Origin of the sequence: Streptomyces tubercidicus, assembly GCF_027497495.1 — a bacterium.
In the GTDB taxonomy this organism is placed as follows: domain Bacteria; phylum Actinomycetota; class Actinomycetes; order Streptomycetales; family Streptomycetaceae; genus Streptomyces; species Streptomyces tubercidicus.
In genome coordinates this window covers 6,852,264-6,871,126 of the sequence record NZ_CP114205.1, presented here as the reverse complement: position 1 = coordinate 6,871,126, position 18,863 = coordinate 6,852,264, and the positions used below count along the sequence as shown (strand labels likewise).

Sequence of the window (18,863 nt, the reverse complement as noted above, 5' to 3'; positions counted from 1 at the left end):
TGACGCAGAGCCAGGGTGGAAGCACGTCCCGTTTGGCCAAAGAGTTCGTCAACCCCGCGATGGTAGGTTCCGGTAAGTGGTGAGCAGAGCAGCGAGTTCCCGGACGCAACTGAGCCGAGTGACGTTGGTCGGCGAGCGACGCCGGGCCGATGTCGTCCTGCTCTCCGATACGCCGATAGGGCAACTGATCCCGGATGTCCTGCCGTTGCTGGGCGATCGGCCCGCATCGCGGCCCGTAGCCCGGCAGTTGATTACGGCCGACGGTTCTGTCCTGCCGTACGACAGCACGCTGGCGTCGGCCGGGGTAGCCGACGGCGCCGTGCTCCGGCTGGTGACGACGCATTCTGCGCCGCCGGCTCCCGTTGTGCACGACGTTACCGATCAGGTGGCTGACGACCTCGATCTGCGGTCTTGGCGCTGGCGTCCTGCTGCGCGCCGAGCCAGTGCGGGTGTGGCGACGGTCGTCTTCGCCGTGGTCGCCGCGCTGCTCGCCCGCCGTGAGTTCCAGCTTGGCGCCCTGGTCGGTGCTTTGTCAGCTGTATCGCTTGTGCTCCTGGCGGCCGGTGCGCTCGTCGCCAAGATCGGGCGGGGGAACCGGGGACTGGCGACCGCGCTCCTGCTCGCCGCCGGCGGGCTTGGTGTTCTCACGGCGTGGACGGCTGCCGATGCGTTCGGCTGGCCGGGCACCGCGCGGTTCGCTGCCGTGGCGGGTGCGCTGGTCGTGACGCTTGTGTTCCTTGGCTACTTCTCTCCGCTGGGTAAGGGTGGGCTCGTTGGTGCGGTAGCCACGTCCGCGATCGCCATTGCGTGGGAGACGACGGCCGCTGTTCAGGGTGATCCGGCCCGGCTCGGTGCCGTTATGGCTGTCTTTTCTTTGGTGGTGCTCGGAGTGCTGCCGCGGCTTGCGCTGATGGCGTCAGGGCTCACCGCGCTCGATGACCGCCGCTCGGGCGGTGCCTCTGTCAGCCGTCACCAGGTAGGTACCGCGCTTGCGGCGACGCACCGCGGCCTTGCCCTTTCGACGATCGTCACTGCAATTTCGGCAGCCTCCGCCGGCTGGCTGCTCACGCTGGCCGAGAAGCCGACCGCATGGAGCGTGGTGCTGGCGTCGCTCATTGTCGTGGTGCTGGTGTCGAGGGCGCGAGCGTTCCCGCTGGTCGTTGAAGTTGTTGCGCTCTTCGCTGCTGCGTCGTGCCTGGTGGTGCGCCTGGTGACGTGGTGGATGGAGCATGCGGGGGGTGTCGGGCCGCTGGCTGTGCTGTGTGTGGCTGCGGTGCTGCCGTTGGTCGTTTTGGCGGTGCAGGTACCCGAGCATGTGCAGGTGCGGCTACGGCGCATGGGCGATCTGGTCGAGTCCATTGGCATGGTGGGGCTCTTCCCGCTCGCCTTTGGTGTGTTCGGTGTGTACGGGCAGCTGCTCAACCAGTTCTGACAATTCTGAGTGGATGTGCTGGCGCTGCGGGCGGGGCAGCAGAGTGGGGGGTTAGCAGGTATGCCGAGCGGAGACGGCTGGCAGGGTGATGTGCTGCGGGACCTGAGGGGCGGCGGCGAGCAGGGGGCACAGGGCACCGGCGGGCAGGTGTACCACGCTTCCGCGCCGGGCCACACACTGCCTGCGCAGGGCATCCAGGCGCCGGGCGCCGCCCATGGCGGTGGCACGCCACGGCAGGCCGACTCCCCGCACGAGGGGCAGGAACGGCACGCGGGTCATCCAGGCGGCCGGCCGCAGCAGGCCGGGTACCAGGAACAACAGCAGGAACAGCAGGTGCCGGCCGCGTACGCCCCGGGCCCCCGGCCCCGGAGCGGTCCCGGCTCGCGGCTTGTGGTGGACGAGGGCCTGGCCTACGCGCTACGCAGCAAGCCGCGGCACGGCGAGTCCTTCGCGGCGCGTGCCGCACGTGCGCTGCGCCATACGCTGTCCTCGTCAGCCGCGCGCGAGGTCGCCGAGATCACCCGCACCGCTGCGGTGCTGCAGCAGCCCGTGACGACCGGCCGACAGATCGCCGTCACTTCGATCCGCGGTGGGTCCGGCAAGTCCACCGTCGCCGCGCTGCTCGGCACCACGTACGCGCACTACCGGCAGGACCCGGTCCTCTTCCTGGAGGCCGATCCGGCGCTCGGCTCCCTGCCGGTGCGCCTCGGTGCCGAGTCGCTGCGCTGGACCACCAGCGATATCGCCGACCTCGTCAAGCCGGACATGTCCCTGCTCGACGTCACCGGCTATCTCGTCCAGCTCCCCGACAACGCCTGGTTGCTGCCCGCGAGCCAGGGCCAGATCGGCGTCATGCTGGACAGCCGGGCGTACGAGCGGGCCGTGGTCGCGCTGCGCCGCTACTTCGGTGTGATGGTCATCGACTGCGAGACACTGCCCGCCGAAGTTGCCCGTGTTGCACTCGCCGCCGCCCATGGGCGCGTCCTGACCGCACCCGCCACGCCGGAAGGCATCACCAGTACGTACTCGGTGCTCCAGTGGATGCAGAAGCTGCCCCGTCAGGTGATCGCCGGCACGGTCGTCGTGCTCACCGAATTGGTACCGCACTCGGGACTCGACCTCGACCAGGCGGCCCGGGAGCTCAAGTCCACGGGAGTAAGTGTCCAGGTTCTGCCGTATGACCGGCATTTGGCAGCCGGTGGCCGAGTCCATACCGAGTTGCTTGCTCACCCGACAAGGGAAGCCGCAGCCCGCCTCGCCGCGGACGTCTTCCAGCTCTCCCTCTCCCAGCAGCGTCACTGACCAGATGCCGAGCCCGATCGTGAATGACGGACGACGATGAGTACCCGACTGATACACCGCCCGGCCAGGACCACCCGGCCCACGGCCGCCTCCGAGGCGCGCACCATCGAGGCCCCGCCCAACCTCCCCGAGGGGAAGGCGGGCAACATCGCGATGTCGCTGCTGCCCGTCGCCGGCGTCATGTCGTCCGTGGTGATGATGACGGTGGTGCGCAATAGCCAGTTCGCCGGGCTCGGGGCGATCATCCTCGTCGTCACCGTCATCGGCTCGGTCGCGCTGGTCTTCTCGCAGCGTGGCAAGGCGCAGCGCACCCGGCGCACCCAGCGCGAGGCGTATCTGGCCTATCTGGAGGATCTGCGCGAAGAGCTCTCTGCCGAGGAGCGCCAGAGGCGCGAACGCGCCGGTGTTCTCAACCCGCCGCCGCCCGCCCTGTACGACATCGTGCGCGATCCGGCTCGCCTCTGGGAGCGCCGTCGCGTCGACGGCGACTTTCTGCGCGTGCGGGTCGGCACCGGCGAGATGCCCGTACGCGATCTGCAGATCGCTCAGCAGGGCTCGTCGGTCCTGACTCCGCCCGACCGGTTCATGCTCAACGAGGCGTCGGCGCTGATGTCCCGCTTCCGTACCGGCACCGAACTCCCGCTCACCGTCCCGCTCGACCGCGTGGGCAACGTCAGCGTGATCGGCCCCCGCGAGGACTGCCTGCGCGTGGCGCGGGCCCTGCTCGTCCAGGCCTCCGCCCTGCACGCCCCGGACGATGTGGCGATGGCGCTCGCCGTGCCCGGTGACCGGCTCGCCGACTGGGAGTGGGCGAAATGGATGCCGCATCTGCTCGACACCGAGCAGTACGACGGGCCCGTCGCCGCTCGCCGTATCGCCCCCTCCGTGCCCCAGCTCGCCCGGCAGCTCGGCCCCGAACTGCGCCGTCGCGCCTCTTATGCGGCCGAGGTGCGCCGCGGCCTGTCCGGCAACGACGCCCTGTCCATGACGTCCCGGCTGCTGGTCGTCGCCGACGGACACGGCATGGATGCCGTCGACCTCCCGCAGCCCGACGAGGCGGTCGGCTTGCGGGAGATGGGCGTCACCGTCCTGCACCTGCTCGATCAGCGGGTCCAAGAGCCGGGGCAGGTCGGGGTCCGGATCACCGTGGACGGCGATCAGGTGGTGATCGAGGACCTGCGCGCGCAGGAACCGGTGAGTGCCCACGGCACCGTGGACGAGGCCGGCATCCCGTTCGCCGAGGGCCTGGCCCGGATGCTGGCGCCACTGCGCCTGTCAGCCGAATCGCTCAGCGACGCCCCCCTGACCGGGCCCGTCGACTTCGCCGAGCTGCTCGGCGTCGACGACGTGGCACAGCTCGACGTCTCACATCTGTGGGCGCCGCGCGGCGAACGTGCCTTCCTGCGCGTACCGATCGGCATTAACGATGCCCACGAGCCGGTGCTGTTGGACCTGAAGGAGTCCTCCGAGCTCGGCATGGGTCCGCACGGCCTGTGCGTCGGGGCGACCGGCTCGGGAAAGTCGGAACTCCTGCGCACTATCGTCCTCGCCCTGGTGGCCACGCACCCGCCTGAGGACCTCGCCCTGGTCCTCGTCGACTACAAGGGTGGTGCGACGTTCGCCCCGTTCGCGGACCTGCCGCACGTGGCCGGTGTCATCACCAACCTGGAGAACCAGGCGGGCCTCGTTGAACGCGTCCACGCCTCGCTCGCCGGTGAGGTCAAGCGCCGCCAGCAGGTCCTCAAGGACGCGGGCAACATCGCCGACATCGGTGACTACGCCGCGCTGCGCGCCCATCAGCAGCCCGACCTGGAGGCTCTGCCGCACCTGTTCGTGGTCATCGACGAATTCGGTGAACTGCTCACCGGCAAGCCTGACTTCATCGACCTGTTTCTGTCCATCGGCCGCATCGGCCGCTCCATTGGCGTGCACCTGCTGCTGTCCAGCCAGCGCATCGAGGGCGGCCATCTCAAGGGCCTGGACACCTACCTCTCCTACCGGCTCGGCCTGCGCACCTTCTCCGCGGACGAATCCCGTACGGTCCTGGACACCGCAGACGCCTTCCACCTGCCGCCGCTGCCCGGATTCGGTTACCTCAAGGTCGACACCAGCCACTACGACCGTTTCAAGGCGAGCTATGTCTCCGGCGCGTACCGCGGCCCGGTGCAGCGCCAGGAGGAAGAGGACACCGGGCCCCTCGCCCTCCCCTACGACACCTTCAACACCATGACGGGTGCGGAGGATTCGGGCACCGACGAGCCTGCGGTGCGGCGCCGTGAAATGGGGCCGACCGAGCTGGGCGTCATGGTCGAGCAGCTGGCCAACGCCGCAGGTCCGGTGCGCCGCATCTGGCTGCCCCCGCTGCCCGACGCGATCGCGCTGGACACGGTCGCCGGACCACTCGACGTCGGCCCGCGCGGCATGCAGCTCGCCAGGCGACGTGGGCCGCTTGAGATACCGCTCGGTGTGCTCGACGATCCGGCCAAGCAGTGGCAGGGCCAGTGGTACCTGGACCTGACGGTGGCGGGCGGCCACGCCGCCGTCATCGGCGGCCCGCAGTCCGGCAAGACCACGCTCCTGCGCACCCTCGTCCTTTCACTGGCGCTGACCCACACTGCGCAGGAAGTCGGCGTCTACGGCCTCGACCTGGTGGGCGGCGGCCTGGCGGCCCTGTCGGGTCTGCCTCACGTAGGTGGTGTCGCAGGCCGCGTCGACCGTGAGCGGGTGGCCCGCACCGTCGACGAGGTACGAACCATGCTCGCGGCCAGGGAGGGCCTCTTCCGCGAACACGGCATCGACTCCGTCGAGCAGCTGCGCGACCTGCACGCGGCGGGCCGGCTCCCTCAGCTGGCCTCCGCCGAGATCGTGCTCGTCATCGACAGCTTCGGCGCGCTGCGCGAGGACTTCGAGGAGCTGGACGATGCCGTCGCCGACATCCTCAAACGCGGCGGCGGTTACGGCATCCACGTCGTTGCGGGCATGCTCCGCTGGAACGACGTACGCATCGCCGTCCAGTCGAACTTCGGCACCCGTATCGAGCTGCGGCTCAACGACCCCGGCGAATCCAGCATCGACAACAAACTCGCCGAAACCCTCTCGTCCGACGAGCCCGGACGTGTCCTGACCGACGGCAAACTCTTCGCACAGGTCGCACTCCCCCGCACTGACGGTCTGGCCGACGCCACGGACCTCGGCGCTGTTCTGGAGCGGACGGCCCGCACGATTCGCGCCACCTGGAGCGGCGAGGTCGCCCAGGCGGTAAAGGTGCTGCCACACCTGCTGGAGCCCCACCTCCTGCCCGGCCCGGTCGCAGAACCAAAGCGAGTCCCCATCGGTCTGGACCAGACAGCCCTCGAACCCGTCGTCCTCGACCTCTTCCAGCACGACCAGCACCTACTCGTCCTGGGCGACAGCGAATGCGGCAAGACGAACCTCCTCAAGGCAATCGCCAGTGGCCTCATCGAGCGCTACGGCGAGGACGAGCTGGTCTTCGCCGTCATGGACCCCCGGCGCAGTCTGCGCGGCGCCATCCCCGAAGAGTTCAACGGCGGCTACGCCTACAACGCCAAGCTGTGCGCGGGCCTGGCCGCCGGTATCGCCACCGTGCTGGAGCAGCGGTTGCCCGATGACGGCGCGCGCCTAGAGGACCTGGAGCCCGGCAGCTGGGGTGGCGGCCCGCGGATCGTGGTCCTCGTCGACGACTACGACGTGCTCACCACCGCCGGCCAGGAACCGCTTGCCCCCTTCCTCCCCTACGTCCCCTCCGCGGTCGACATCGGCCTGCACTTCGTCCTGACACGCCGTGTCGCAGGCGCCTCACGCGGCATCTACGAGCCCCTGGTCCAGGGCCTGCGCGAGTCGGGGTCCTCCGCACTGCTCATGGCGGGCGACCGCGGCGAGGGCCAGCTCTTCCCCGGTGTCTACGCCTCCCAGCAGCCACCGGGCCGCGGCGTCCTCATCCGCAGAGGCCAGCTCAACCGCCTGATCCAAACCGTGCACGCCCCGAGGTGACGCGCAAGCGGGCTCTCTCGCCCACGTGGACCACAAGACGTACGGCATTCATGCCACGAACGACGAAGGACCGGACGACCCCATGACCAAGGACGTCATCGCCCTCACTCAGCGCATGCCCGACCCGGCCACCATGCTCGCGGGCCTGCTCTCCGGAGGCCCCGACAACCTCGTCGATACCACCGGCGAAGGCGCCGTCATACGACTCTGCGACGAGGAGGGCCGACCCCTCGTCTCCGTCGAGGCCCCACTGCTCGTCCAAGTCCCCGGAGAAGCCGAACGGCTCCTCGGCGCCACGCCACCGCCCGTCCCCTATTGGTGGACGGAAGCCCGCGCCACCACCGGCGTCGAGCACGCCGAACGCCTCGTGGGCGCCTTCGCTGCCCGGCTGGCCACCTTGGCTGACGGCTCCGCCTGGCCCTCTGAAGCCGCCGCACAGAACCTCACCGTGGTGAAAACCGAAGGTGTGAGCCTCGCGCCCCCGCCCGCCGCCGGTCAGGCCACCGTCGACGTCCTCACCGACAAAGTCGCCGTCGTCATCCAGGACCGCCCCGTGGTCGCCATGACAGCCTGGCTCTCGCACGCATACCAGACAGCCGCCAACGCCGAGCTGAGCCTGCAGATCGTCACCCCGCCCGGTACCACGCTCTCCCCCGCCGTACGCGACAGCCTCAACCACTGGCCCTCCCGCTGGGTCCTACGGGACGAACGGGACGGCTACTACGACGGGCTGACCGGAGCCGTACTGTCCTGGCAGGACGGCATGTTCGCCCCCGTGGCGTCGCCCGACGCAACCGACGACGCCCCCCGCACTCAGCTGGCCGCCTCCTACCAGGAGGTCACGGCCACCGACGAGCGCCAGCTGGCCATCACCTTCCGCACCACCCACCCAGCAGACGAGCGTCTGGTACTCGGGGGCGCGCTGGAGTCGATATGGCGCGAACTCACCGGCAATCCCCCGGCCGGCTGGGGCACCGCAGAACCCGCCACCCTTCCCTGGTCGCCACGCCAGCTGACCGACATCGCCTACGAGCGGGCACCTGCGCCGACCTGGTTCGTGGTGGTCGGCAGCCCGGACCGGCCCGGCCTCGCGACCATACGCGTCAAGCGCACGAAGGCCGGCGTGGAGGAGTACGTCACGCTGGCCTTCGGCTACGGACCGGACGAGGAGCCTCCGGTGGACGCCTTGCCCAGGGCCGCGGAACTGCTCGCCACTCGTCACCGCCTCACCTCGATGCTCATCCAGATCCGCAAAGCCCGCCGCGACCTGGCGGTACCGCCCCACTTCGAAGGACCCGGCGTCCCGTTCGCCTTCGTGCTCGGCGCGGAAGAGGTCCACCAGATGCCCGACGGCCGCGCCCGCAATACCCCGCTGTCCCAGCCGCCCGTCCCCCTCGGCCCCAAGGTCCGCCCCGCGCTGTACTACCCGCTGCCGGGCGACCCCTCGGACCTGTCCGGCTGGCAGGACTTCGAACGACTGATGCGGCACCTGAAAGGCGAGTAAGAGCACCTGGTCGATCGGTGCGGCACCGTGGATGGGTGTATGCGTCCCCACGCCCGGCACATCGCCGCAAGTGGCGGGGGTGGCTTCTGGCGCGTTTGAGCCATTGTCACACCCTCGTCATAGCATCGGGATTGTGAATTGCACCGGTCATGTCCCGGTTGATAGGCATGACCGTACATACGATCGTCAAGTCCGGCAGGGGGAGCCCGATGAAGTTCGACATGGGAGCGCAGACGCTCTCGACCCTGAGGTCGAAGTCGCAGGGATCGAGCACGGAACTGGGGACGTTGATCCACCAGCTCGTCCAGGCAGCGCAGCCGTTGGAGGGCAAGTTCAACGGCGCGGGCAAAGCGGCGTTCGACTCGTTCAAGGCGAACGCGGACGAGATCACGGCGTCGCTGAACAGCGCGCTGTCCGCGATTGTGGGCGGCCAGTCGGGGATGGAGTCGGCATTCGGCTCGGGCGTGCAGGAGCAGGCCGACAACGCCCGGACGCAGATGGCGGCGGCGAACTTCGACGCGGCCCGCTTCTCAGGCCGCTGACAGCCCGCTTGCCGCGGAAGTACTCAGATCTTTAGGGGGAGTGATTGTGATGCCTGCTGGCATGGACCGTCGTTCGTACGACTCGGGTGCATCGGCGGAGGCGCAGGGCAACATCCAGGCGGTGATCGGCCGTCTGGAGCAGGTGATCGCGACGCGTGATGCGCAGGTCAAGGCGGCGATGGCGGACTTCGCGGCGGATGGTGTCGCCGAGGAGTACCACAGCAAGGAGCAGCGCTGGAACCGTGCCTCGCAGGAGGTCCGGAGCATCATCCAGCTGCTGAAGACGACGCTGGAGAAGAACGACTCCACCGCGCACCAGACACTCGCACGCGCAAAGGCCGCAGTCGACAACATCGGCTGAACCAACCCCAGCGCACCAGCAGACAGAAACACCATTTTTGCGCTGCGCTGATGGGTTGTTGGCCTCCGTGGGGGCGGCGGTGTCGCGCGGGTCGTGGTGCGTGGGTGCAAGAGATGAGGAATACGGGGGGCATTCATGGCGTCATGGGACATTCAACCGCAGGGAGTGCAGGGCCAGTTGAAGGTCGTCGGCACGCACGCCGAAGACCTCGGCACGGCCCTCAACACACTGCTCGCCGACATCCAGGAGGCAGCCCAGGCGGCCGGTACCGCCGTGCCGGGAACGCAAGCCACCACGTCACCGAACGGGCTGATGTCGGCATCGGGGTACAAGCCGGTGAGACCGGTGGCCCCGGACCTGTTGCCGAAGACGGCCACGGGCCCGGTCGCCGCTGCGCTGGTCGAGTACGTGAACGGCCGCAAGAAGGGCATGAAGGCGATGGCCGACCGTTGCCAGGCCGCCGTCTGGGGCGCCGCCAAAGCCACCAATGAATACGTCCAGGGCGACCTGGAAGCGGCCAAGAACGCCCAAAGCGCCGCCCACGCCGTGCGGCTGGAGGCTCTCAAGGACTTCGGGGGGAAGAAGAAGTGAGCGGCGGACCGGTCGACCCGGCCGATGTACCGGTCTTCACCGGTGACCTGGACGTTCTCGAAACCAAGATCAAGGCGCTCTCCCGCGGCGGCTCCACGCTCGAAAGGGCCGGCTCGGACGTCCACAAGTCCTTCGGCGGCCTGGCCGCCTTCTACAAGGCACCCGAGGCGGAGCAGCTGTTCGGCGTCACCAAACCGGTAGAGGACACGGCGCATGACCTCGGCGAGGACATGCGCGTCATCACCAAGGCGCTGGGCACCTACGCCCGCGAGATCACCCCGCTGATCGCGAAGTTCAAGCAGCTCAAGAAAGAAGCCGCCGACTTCCAATCCAACGAGGCCGCCGAAGACGACTGGAGCGAAGACGGCGACCTGACCGACGAGAACCTGACCCGCCGCAACAAGATCGCCGAAGTCTGGACCGCGTTCCAGGAAGCCGAACGCAACTGCCACGCCAAGATCGTCGGCCTCGTCAACGGCAAGGCACTCCACGTCATCGACGCCACCCACAAGACGGGGTACGGCTACAACGCCGAAGACCTCAAGCAGGCCAAGAGCCTGCCCTGGGGAGACGCGGTCGAGGAATCCATTCCCGGGTGGCAGGTGTGGGAGCACGCCTGGGAATTCGGCAAGGGCTTCGTCGTCGACGGCGCAGGAGCCGGCGTCGAGGCGCTGAAAACCCTGTTCGGCGGGTACGGAGGAGACGCCGCCGGCGAGGCATGGCTCGGTCTGGCCAAGCTCTCCACCGGCATCACGATCACCACCCTGCCCTTCGTGGGCCACGCCTACTGGATGCTGCCGGACGACATGCTCCCCTCCTGGCTGCGGGAATCGCGTACCGCGATGACCGAGACCGGCAAAGCGTTCGTCGCCTGGGACCAGTGGGGATCGAACAACTCCCGGGCCGCAGGCGCTGTCACCTTCAACATCCTGAGCGCCGTCATCACCCGGGGCGGCGGCAGCGCCGTGGCGGGCGCGGGCAAGGCCGCCACGGCGGCCAAGGCCATCTCCATCGGCAGCAAGGTGGCCCAGGCCATCGACCCGATGACCTACGTCGCCAAGGGCGCAGGCGTCGGCCTGACGAAGCTCCGCGGCGTCATGGCCGGCCTCAAGGACGCCGGCCACCTCGCGACCCCGAATATCTCCGACGGCGCCTACAGCCTGCCCGAAGGGTCCCAAAAGCTGCCGGACGGCACGATCCAGCTCCCCAAAGGCGCCGCCGTTCCGGAGGGGGCGACCAGGCTCCCGGGCGGCAGAATCAAGCTGCCCGAAGACACGGTCACCCTCCCGCCGGGCACGGTGAAGAGCCCACTCGACGGCCCGGGGAAGTACATGGGCACCGATGGCTCCCTGTACAGGGAGGACGGGAGCCTCCTCCAGAAGGGCGACGAGGCCAAGAAGGAGAATGTCCCCAACCCGAAGGCGAGCGCGGACAGTCCACGGACCGAGACCCCTGCCCGCCAGGAGCAGCGGGTCCCGGCCGGCGTCGGCGGACGGGGCGACGACATCACACGCGTCGGCTCGGGTATACCCGACGCGACCCGTGCCAGCGACAACGCAGGCCACGGCGCCACTGGCCCGCGCGACAACACCCCCATGGGCCGCGCCGGCGACGGTAACACCCCAGGCGGCAGGGCCGACAGCATGCCCACCAACAGCCACTCCCCGGGCGGTGACGGGACCTCTCACACTCCGGTCACCGGCGGGCTGGACAACTCCACGAGCGGCGCTCGCCACACCAACGAAACAAGCAGCACGGGCAACGGTGGCCACGGCGTCAGCGACGGCCCGTCCATCCCGCACCAGGGCGACGGCCCCTCCGCCCACCACGAGCCTTCCACCGGCCGGCACGGCGGCGGCCCCGGTGCCGGCGGGCACGATGGTCCGTCGACCGGCGGGCACGGCGATGGCTCCTCCGGCGGCGGTCACGGCGACGGGCACAGCACAGGCGGACACCACGGCCCATCAACCGACAACCCTGGGAGCGAACCTGACGCGCCTGCACACGACGGAGCAAGCGGTGGTGACCACGACGGCCGGGGTACCGAAGGTAGCTCTGGGGACGGGCCGGACGGCGGCAGCCACGCCCCCTCCGACTGGTCCGACCGAGTCGGCGAGCCCGGCGAGCGTGCGAACGAGCCGATTCCGGCGTTGACGGCGGAGGAAAGAGCGGCGCACTGGGGCCACCTCGATGAAGTCGAAAATCGGGCTCCAGAGGAATTCGATCACCTGAAGCATGATCCTGATCACAAGAATCAGATCGACGACAAATCGATGGATGAGGCTCGAGTCGGCCTCGATCTACGGGAGAGTGGCCGCCTCCCGGCGGATATCCGTCGCCCGGAGCTGGCCGACAAGGGTGAATTCTATTCCGAATCCACCGGCGAGTACTATGACATCAAGGGCGTCCACTCCGACTATCCCCCCTTCAACAACGTGCGTGACAAGTCTCAGCCGTTCAAGGGTGCGTACGACCCGGCCAATAACGAGGCTTGGGTCAACAAGCAGCTGGCGAAGCAGATCGAAAAACGTGGACGTATAGTTATTATCGACGTTCGGAACGCAAATCAAGCGGCAATCGACAGCATCAAGGATGTCGTCGAAAGCCGTGGTTGGGGAGATCGTGTCATCTGGTACCCGTAAGAACTGGAAGCCGACTGCGCTCCCGGCCGATCCGGAAGCCACGCGGCAACTGCAGGAATGGCTCGCCTCGGAGGAATATAACCTCAATGGCATGGAGCGCGACTTCCGGGGCGCCGACCTCTCGGGTGGGGACTTCTCGAACGCGTGGTTCACCGATGCGGTTCTCGTGGGCGTGCGACTTGTCGGCGCGTCCTTCTACCGGGCCGACCTTCAGTCGGCGGATCTGACCGGGGCGGATCTGACCGGGGCGGATCTCGTCAAGGCGAACCTGGACGAGGCCGTGCTCCGAACGGCGCGGCTCAACGGGACGGACATGGTCGGGGCTTCGCTGTACGGTACCGATGCGTCGGGAGCGAGCTTCCGCACAACGAGGTTCCTCGGTGCGTCGCTGATCGACACCGACATGAGGGGGGCAGACCTGACGGATGCCGTCCTCGACGAGAACATCTTCGAGATCAAGGCCGACAACTCCACGGTGATGCGTGGCTTGACAGGCACCGTATTCGGGCCGGTCACCGTCTTCAGTGGCGAATCGTCCCGAGAACTGGCCGGCACCGAACTCGAAGCATGGATCGCTGAGCGGGGTGGGCAGGTACGGGTACTTCCTCCGTACCGCACACCGCAGTAGGGCCACGCCCCGGAGTTCACGACAGGGCAATGCAGGAGATCCACAGAGCGCTCGCCACAGTCCTCCGCACTCGGCACTACACCCAGGGCAAGTTCAGTGAGCCCCATTTCGGGGGGCTCACCGGGCTGAAACAGGAAGTTCGATGGCCATGCTGATGCGCTTAAGCCAGGAGGCAAGGCAGAGACCACCACGGTGCGCGAGACGTTGGACGAGACTGGGGTCCACTGCGCAGTACGGAAGCACCTCGGGAACCGCCTGCACCCTGCGACCGGCGTGCTGTGCGAGTACTTCCTCTGTGAGTACCTGGCCGGCGAGGCCACCAACAGCGGCGCGGCCGACAACATCGACGCGATGTGGGGTCCCCAGAAACGCGGTGACCCGCTTCATCTCCGTCGATACGATCTTCCCCCCGTCCTGGCCGTCCTGGCCGTCCTGGAGGAACTGACGTGACGCAGCAAAACAGGGACGGGCGGTCGGGTATCGCCGCCGCCATTGTCGTTCACGAAGGCCGTGTGCTCATGGTCCGCCGCCGCGTGAGCGAGGGCCAGCTCTCCTGGCAGTTTCCGGCCGGAGAGGTCGAGCCCGGCGAGGAACGCGAGGACGCCGCCGTACGGGAGACCCAGGAGGAGACAGGGCTGACCGTGATGGCGGTCAAGCTGCTCGGCGAGCGCGTCCACCCGAAGACGGGCCGCCTGATGTCGTACACCGCCTGCCAGATGCTGGGCGGCACAGCTCATGTAGCGGACACCGAAGAACTGGCCGACCTTGCTTGGGTCGCCCACGGTGACATCCCGGAGTACGTGCCCTACGGACTGTTCGAGCCGGTGCGGGAGTACCTCGACGGTGCCATGCCGTCCTGAGTCGCCCCAGAGTTCTTCGGCGTCTCGTCCGGCGGGCAGCGCAGTGTTGTCAAGCAGACGGCTATCCGTGTCGGTGACGTCTTGGTCGTCGTCTCGGGAGCCCCCAGCCTTGTCGATACGCAACTGAAGGGGGCCCTCGGCAAGGTGCAGCGTGCAGTTTGACTCCCGCTGTCGGCGGACTCGAAGTGGGGCCAGCGGCCGGGATACCTCCCGGCCGCTGGCCCCACTTCTCATCTCGGCGCGATCGTCCGTGATCGTGCCCTCAACGGCTGGGAGGACGGCGGCTTATGCGTCGCCTCCGCGTGCTTCCCTGAGGATCTCGAGGCTCTCGGCGTCCTTGGGTTCGGAGCGGCGGAACTGCGGGTGGCCGAGGTCCATTTGGAGTGCGGCGTGAAGTGGCGCGGGGTAACGGGTTCGATCGGACCACGAGAGCGCCTGGTGGCTGAGTCGGGCTGCGGCGACGGCGAGGGCCTCGCGCTCGTACCCGTCGCGCGTGTACATCGGAGTAATTTCGCGAGTGGTCATGCTGTACCAGGGGGAGTTGAGTTCGTTCTCCTTGCGCTCGTCAGCGTTCTTTGACGCCTTGCCCGGGTCGGCGCGCCAGCGGGTCTTCCACTGTCCGTGGCGCTTCTTGCCGTAGTTGCGGGGCTCGGTGAACAGGAACCACGGATGCCCCTCGGGCCGGTCTTCCGGGTAGTAGAGATCGCTGGAAGTCTTGAGCGGCTTAGACCATGCCCTACATGGTCTAAGCGGTCGATTTCGCGGACTGATTCGTGCTGGCCACTCCGCGCAGCGGAGATCGCGCCGACAGGCCTACCACCCCGCTCCCAGCGGGGCAGCCCCTTGGGCGGCACGCAACTACATCATCAGCGTGGGTATCCCCATGGAGCGGCTGCTCAGACGCCTCAGATGACCGCCGGCCTCTGGGACTTTGCAGGGACTTTCAGGTCTGTCAGAGGGATTTGCAAGGGACATTCGGCCGCGTAAGGGGGCAAGCACTTGAAAGGCCGGAAAGGGCCTCCGATGCAGGTCAGAGGCCTTTTCCTAGGTGAAGTCCCAGGTAGGGGCGGACGAGTCGGCCTGTACGCCGGGTACAGCTCGACCTCTGACGTCTGCAGCATACCCAGGGCCTCTCGCGAGGAGTCCCAGCCACGACGTCAGTTGACCGGGCCGGACATGGGAAGCCGAGCAATGCTCGCGCCGACCGCAAACTTCTCTCTGCGTGTTTACCTGTGACACCCCGTGATCATTGCACTCCTTTCCGTGTAATACCCGTTCCCTCAACCACCGCCGCCCCAACCCTGCGGCGCATCGACGCTGCAGAACGCTTCGACGGCACGCTTCTGCGCCCCATCGTCAACGACGCAACTCAGAGCCCTCCTCCAAGTTGCCGCGTAGCCAAATCATCAACCCGAGCCCTCATTTGGCGCGGCCGGAATTCCGAGCTACAACAACACACCCTGGCGGGAAGACCCGTCGGTGACGCTCGGACGGATTGGCGCGAGATTTGGCGACGGTAGTAGACAAAGGCGTTGGGGCGCCCGGTAAGCGATGGCTCGTACGGTACCGGGAGCCCGGTGGGCGTAGCGCTCGGCAGCGTGAGAAATCGTTCGACCGCAAAAAGGACGCGGTGGATTTCGCCACCAAGATGGAGAACGACAAGCGGGAGAACAGCTACGTCGATCCTTCTGCCGGCAAGGTGTCGGTGCGGCGCTATGCGGCCGACTGGCTCGCTCTGAAGCCCATGGCGGCCGGCACGGAGGAGTCCTACGAGCGCATCATGCGGCTTCACGTCCTCCCGCAGCTGGGGAAGAAGACCATCTCCCAGGTCACTGCGGCCGACGTGGAGGAACTGTACGCGCTCTGGCGCCGGCAGGGCGCGATGCCCAACACGATAGATTCCCGCCGCATTGCTCTGTCAGGGATACTCTCTCACGCAGTTCGCCACAAGAGGATCCGTGAGAATCCGGCCAAGCAGGCTGAGAAGCCTGCCAACCCCATCATGCAAGTGGATGAGAGGGCGCTTCCCAGCTTCGATGAGATCTCAGCCTTGGCCAAAGAGATTGGTCCACGCCTGGAGCCTGCTGTGTGGCTCATGGCGTGCTGCGGATTGCGTATCGGAGAGTCGCTGGGAGTCTTTCCAGAGGACATCTTCGACGGCACGTTGCGTTGTCGGCGGCAGGTTGTGCGTATCAAGAATTCCTCAGGTAAGTACGTAGCCCTCTACGCTCCCTTGAAGCATCGGAAAGAGGGCGAATGGCGCGACATACCGGCGCCCTCCACCCTGGAGCCGCTTGCCGAACGGCTGCCCATTCGGAATCAGGCCGGAGGCATGATCTACCCCGACCTTTTCCGTAAGTCCTGGGACCGGGCTCTGAAACGCCTCGGGCTTCCCGGCTACAACCCGCACGACCTGCGGCACAAATGGGCCACCGTGACCCTGAGCAACGGCGTGCCCATCCACGAGGTCTCGCGGTGGATGGGCCACAGCTCCATCAAGATCACGGTGGACCGGTACGGCCACCTCACCCTCGACGGCAGTGAACGCTGCCGTGAGGTCATCGAGGCCACCTTCGGGGTGCACATGCTCAGTGGATTCCCAGCTCCGCGAGAACTCGGTGCTGAGTTGGTGCTGGCTTAGCCGGGAAGTAGAGGTAACAGACCCCTCCCGAACCGCTCTTGACCTGGCCCTTTGCGTCGTACCGCTTGGTCCGCAGCCAGATGTTCTCGAACTGCCGCCTCTTGTAGATGCGTCGGACCGCGGCGTTGTCCGGGGAGGCCGGGTCGTTGGCGACGATGTCGCCGTTCTTGGTGAAGCCGATGACGGTCATCAGGTGGCCGGCGGTGCCGTAGCCGGCGCCGTCCAGTTCCGTCTTGAGGAAGGACTGGGAGGTGATGACGGGGAGGCCGGCGTGGATGAGGTGTTCGAGGTCGGTGAGGGAGGTGAGGCGGGTGACGATGCCCTGGAGATCGCGGTAGGTGGCGGCGTAGGCGGCGTTGAAGGGCCAGTTGCCGCAGCCTTCGTACTGGTAGTCGAAGGTGTGGCGGGCGGCGTGGCAGACCTGGGGGTCGGCGTAGTCGGGGTTGACCCAGGAGAGCTGCTGCTGGGTGGGCTTGCGGCCCCAGTATTCGATGATCATCTGGGAGGACGTCGGGCTGCACCATGCCTCGCCCCCGTTGTCGTACTCCGGGTACTGGCCTTTGTGGATCTCCTGCGAGTAGCGCGGGACAACCAGCTCACGGCCGACCTGGCCGGGCCGGGACGCCGGTACCTCGAAGCGGTCGGGGAGGTCCGAGCCCATGGCGCCCACCCGCCAGACGGTGGGGGTGAGGGGGGTGCCGGGCTTGCGGTGGAGGGTGAGACGCAGTTGGTACGAGGTCAGGCGGAGGCCGCCGGCGGGGGCGTCGATGGCGAAGGTGTCGGTCGAGACGCTGCTTCTGCCGTCCTTCTGGTCGTCGACGGAGGTGCGGCGGATGTCGCTCGCACCGTCGCCGGCGGTCCAGCGGCCCATCACGTACCAGGGGGTGTGGCCGCCGTCGGAGTAGGTGCCGCGGAGTTCGACGGCGATCCACGTAGCGGGCGGGGTGTGGGCGTTCCAGGACGCGATGACCTCGGTGGCCGGGACCTTGAGGGAGTGGGCCGGGGAGGTCCAGACGGCGTAGTCCCAGGTGGTGGTCCGGCCGGTGTGCGGGTCCTTGTAGTCGAGGGTGCCGACCGGGTGGACGATGTGGATGCCGGGGCGGGCGCCGTGCGTGATGCCGGTGCCCTGGGCGCGGCCCTTGTGCCAGTCGGTGGTGGTGGTCCAGGAGTGATAGTCCACGAGGCTCTTCGATCGGCGCGCGGCGGCTTGCGGGGTGGCGGCGGGCGCGGACGCTTCGGACGTACGGGCGGCGTCGGCGGCCTGCGCCGAGGGGGTGGCGGCACCCGCCGCGGCGGCGAGCGCGGCAGCCAGGACGGTGCGCCGGGGTGCGGAGCTGGTCATGGTGGAAGTCCCCCAGTGGGATGCGGACGAGCGGGCGGGCGGGGTGGGGTGGGGTGGGCCGGGCAGCGGGCGGGAGGGTCGGGCCGGGCGGCTGACGGCAGAGGGTCGGCGGACGGCGGAGGACGGCAGACGGACGGCCGAAGGCTGACGGGCGGCTGACGACTGGCGGGCGGCGGACGGGCGGCTAACGACTGACGGCCGAGCAACGAGTCAACTATTCCCGTTCCGGCCCCGCTCCGGAAGGCGGTGCGGGGCGCGTCGCGGGAGCAATATTGGTCGGGACCACTGGCGTCGGACGGGCCCGGGGCGGCGGCGTACGCTGGCGCAATGGACCGTGATCTGGCCGCCCTCGCCGCCCGGCTGCGCGCCGCGCCGCCCTCCTGCGGTCCGGTGCGGCTGATCGCGGTGGACGGGCACGCGGGCTCGGGCAAGAGCACCTTCGCCGGGCGGCTGGCCGCCGCGCTGGGCGGGGCTCCGGTGGTGCACACCGACGATCTCGCGACGCATGAGGAGCTGTTCGCCTGGAGTGCGCGCTTCGACGCGCAGATCCTCGCGCCGCTGTCCCGGGGCGAGACGGCGCGCTACGGCGTCTACGACTGGGTGCGCGGGGAGTTCACCGACGAGCGGGTGCTCGCACCGGCGCCGCTGGTGCTGGTCGAGGGCGTGGGCGCGGGCCGGCGGGCGCTGCGGCCGTATCTGGCGTGCCTGCTGTGGATGGAACTGACGCGCGAACACTCCTGGGAAAGGGGTCAACTCCGGGACGGGCCGGGGCTCTCCGCGTTCTGGAGTGGCTGGATTCCGGCGGAGCGCGCGCACTTCGCGGCGGACCCTTCGCGCCCGTACGCCGATTTCCTGGTCCACGAGGGGCAGATGGGGTACGAGGTAGCCGTGGGGCCTTCCACGACACCGTGATGGGCCCCGCTTTTCACACTCCGTAGCCGACCACCACCGACGCGCCCGGCGGCGCCGATAGGGTCCCGCCGAGTACCTCAACTCGGCTTGACCTG

14 protein-coding genes and 1 pseudogene are annotated in these 18,863 nt (G+C 68.2%); 13 read left to right on the top strand and 2 right to left on the bottom strand.

What is annotated here, in order from left to right; all coding sequences use genetic code 11:
* Positions 1-76 precede the first annotated feature (76 nt).
* The 11 genes and pseudogenes from eccD (at position 77) to STRTU_RS30030 (ending at position 13,873) form a co-directional block, all read left to right on the top strand.
* Positions 77-1,432: a type VII secretion integral membrane protein EccD gene (eccD, locus tag STRTU_RS30080; RefSeq protein WP_159748031.1), complete on the top strand. Its 1,356-nt coding sequence runs from the start codon at positions 77-79 to the stop codon at positions 1,430-1,432.
* Positions 1,433-1,492: 60 nt separating this feature from the next.
* Positions 1,493-2,734, top strand: a complete 1,242-nt coding sequence (locus STRTU_RS30075; protein ID WP_159748029.1) for a MinD/ParA family ATP-binding protein — start codon at positions 1,493-1,495, stop codon at positions 2,732-2,734.
* A 36-nt stretch (positions 2,735-2,770) separates the two neighbouring features.
* Positions 2,771-6,745, top strand: coding sequence for a type VII secretion protein EccCa (gene eccCa, locus STRTU_RS30070; RefSeq protein WP_159748027.1), 3,975 nt, complete (start codon positions 2,771-2,773; stop codon positions 6,743-6,745).
* Positions 6,746-6,827: 82 nt separating this feature from the next.
* Positions 6,828-8,249: a DUF6177 family protein gene (locus STRTU_RS30065; protein WP_159749686.1), complete on the top strand. Its 1,422-nt coding sequence runs from the start codon at positions 6,828-6,830 to the stop codon at positions 8,247-8,249.
* A 209-nt stretch (positions 8,250-8,458) separates the two neighbouring features.
* On the top strand, positions 8,459-8,791 hold the full coding sequence (locus STRTU_RS30060) for a hypothetical protein (RefSeq protein WP_159748025.1): 333 nt from the start codon (positions 8,459-8,461) through the stop codon (positions 8,789-8,791).
* 49 nt (positions 8,792-8,840) lie between these two features.
* Positions 8,841-9,152 (top strand): pore-forming ESAT-6 family protein, encoded by a 312-nt coding sequence (locus STRTU_RS30055; RefSeq protein ID WP_159748023.1) that lies wholly within the window; start codon positions 8,841-8,843, stop codon positions 9,150-9,152.
* Positions 9,153-9,287: 135 nt separating this feature from the next.
* The gene (locus tag STRTU_RS30050; protein ID WP_159748021.1) at positions 9,288-9,743 is read left to right on the top strand and encodes a DUF6507 family protein; all 456 of its coding nucleotides are present in this window, start codon (positions 9,288-9,290) and stop codon (positions 9,741-9,743) included.
* Positions 9,740-12,385 carry a hypothetical protein gene (locus STRTU_RS30045; protein ID WP_159748019.1) on the top strand — a complete coding sequence of 882 codons (2,646 nt, stop codon included), beginning with the start codon at positions 9,740-9,742 and terminating at the stop codon, positions 12,383-12,385. The genes STRTU_RS30050 and STRTU_RS30045 overlap by 4 nt, the downstream gene beginning before the upstream one ends.
* Positions 12,336-13,013, top strand: a complete 678-nt coding sequence (locus STRTU_RS30040) for a pentapeptide repeat-containing protein (protein WP_159748017.1) — start codon at positions 12,336-12,338, stop codon at positions 13,011-13,013. Before STRTU_RS30045 ends, STRTU_RS30040 begins: the two co-directional genes overlap by 50 nt.
* Before the next feature lie 150 nt (positions 13,014-13,163).
* Positions 13,164-13,463, top strand: a pseudogene (locus STRTU_RS30035) (NUDIX hydrolase); the annotation flags it as partial.
* Positions 13,460-13,873, top strand: coding sequence for an NUDIX hydrolase (locus STRTU_RS30030; protein ID WP_159748015.1), 414 nt, complete (start codon positions 13,460-13,462; stop codon positions 13,871-13,873). The pseudogene STRTU_RS30035 and the gene STRTU_RS30030, both read left to right, overlap by 4 nt.
* A gap of 285 nt (positions 13,874-14,158) precedes the next feature.
* On the opposite strand, the gene STRTU_RS30025 is transcribed toward STRTU_RS30030, so the two are convergent.
* On the bottom strand, positions 14,159-14,644 hold the full coding sequence (locus STRTU_RS30025; RefSeq protein ID WP_269777468.1) for an RNaseH domain-containing protein: 486 nt from the start codon (positions 14,642-14,644) through the stop codon (positions 14,159-14,161).
* Between the two features lie 859 nt (positions 14,645-15,503).
* Between STRTU_RS30025 and STRTU_RS30020 the strand changes: the two genes are divergently transcribed.
* Complete coding sequence (locus STRTU_RS30020; RefSeq protein ID WP_159748013.1) at positions 15,504-16,514, top strand: tyrosine-type recombinase/integrase; 1,011 nt, start codon at positions 15,504-15,506, stop codon at positions 16,512-16,514.
* Here the strand turns inward: STRTU_RS30020 and STRTU_RS30015 are convergent.
* Complete coding sequence (locus STRTU_RS30015; RefSeq protein WP_159748011.1) at positions 16,462-17,856, bottom strand: peptidase C39 family protein; 1,395 nt, start codon at positions 17,854-17,856, stop codon at positions 16,462-16,464. The genes STRTU_RS30020 and STRTU_RS30015 overlap by 53 nt on opposite strands.
* 327 nt (positions 17,857-18,183) lie before the next feature.
* On the opposite strand from STRTU_RS30015, the gene STRTU_RS30010 reads away from it, so the two are divergent.
* Positions 18,184-18,768 (top strand): uridine kinase family protein, encoded by a 585-nt coding sequence (locus STRTU_RS30010; protein WP_159748009.1) that lies wholly within the window; start codon positions 18,184-18,186, stop codon positions 18,766-18,768.
* Positions 18,769-18,863 lie beyond the last annotated feature (95 nt).

What these genes read in the sequence shown, in the direction of transcription:
- STRTU_RS30075 (WP_159748029.1), top strand. Translation starts at nt 1,493, where the DNA reads ATGCCGAGCGGAGACGGCTGGCAGGGTGATGTGCTGCGGGACCTGAGG.
- eccCa (WP_159748027.1), top strand. Translation starts at nt 2,771, where the DNA reads ATGAGTACCCGACTGATACACCGCCCGGCCAGGACCACCCGGCCCACG.
- STRTU_RS30065 (WP_159749686.1), top strand. Translation starts at nt 6,828, where the DNA reads ATGACCAAGGACGTCATCGCCCTCACTCAGCGCATGCCCGACCCGGCC.
- STRTU_RS30060 (WP_159748025.1), top strand. Translation starts at nt 8,459, where the DNA reads ATGAAGTTCGACATGGGAGCGCAGACGCTCTCGACCCTGAGGTCGAAG.
- STRTU_RS30055 (WP_159748023.1), top strand. Translation starts at nt 8,841, where the DNA reads ATGCCTGCTGGCATGGACCGTCGTTCGTACGACTCGGGTGCATCGGCG.
- STRTU_RS30050 (WP_159748021.1), top strand. Translation starts at nt 9,288, where the DNA reads ATGGCGTCATGGGACATTCAACCGCAGGGAGTGCAGGGCCAGTTGAAG.
- STRTU_RS30040 (WP_159748017.1), top strand. Translation starts at nt 12,336, where the DNA reads ATGTCGTCGAAAGCCGTGGTTGGGGAGATCGTGTCATCTGGTACCCGT.
- STRTU_RS30015 (WP_159748011.1), bottom strand. Translation starts at nt 17,856, where the DNA reads ATGACCAGCTCCGCACCCCGGCGCACCGTCCTGGCTGCCGCGCTCGCC.
- STRTU_RS30010 (WP_159748009.1), top strand. Translation starts at nt 18,184, where the DNA reads ATGGACCGTGATCTGGCCGCCCTCGCCGCCCGGCTGCGCGCCGCGCCG.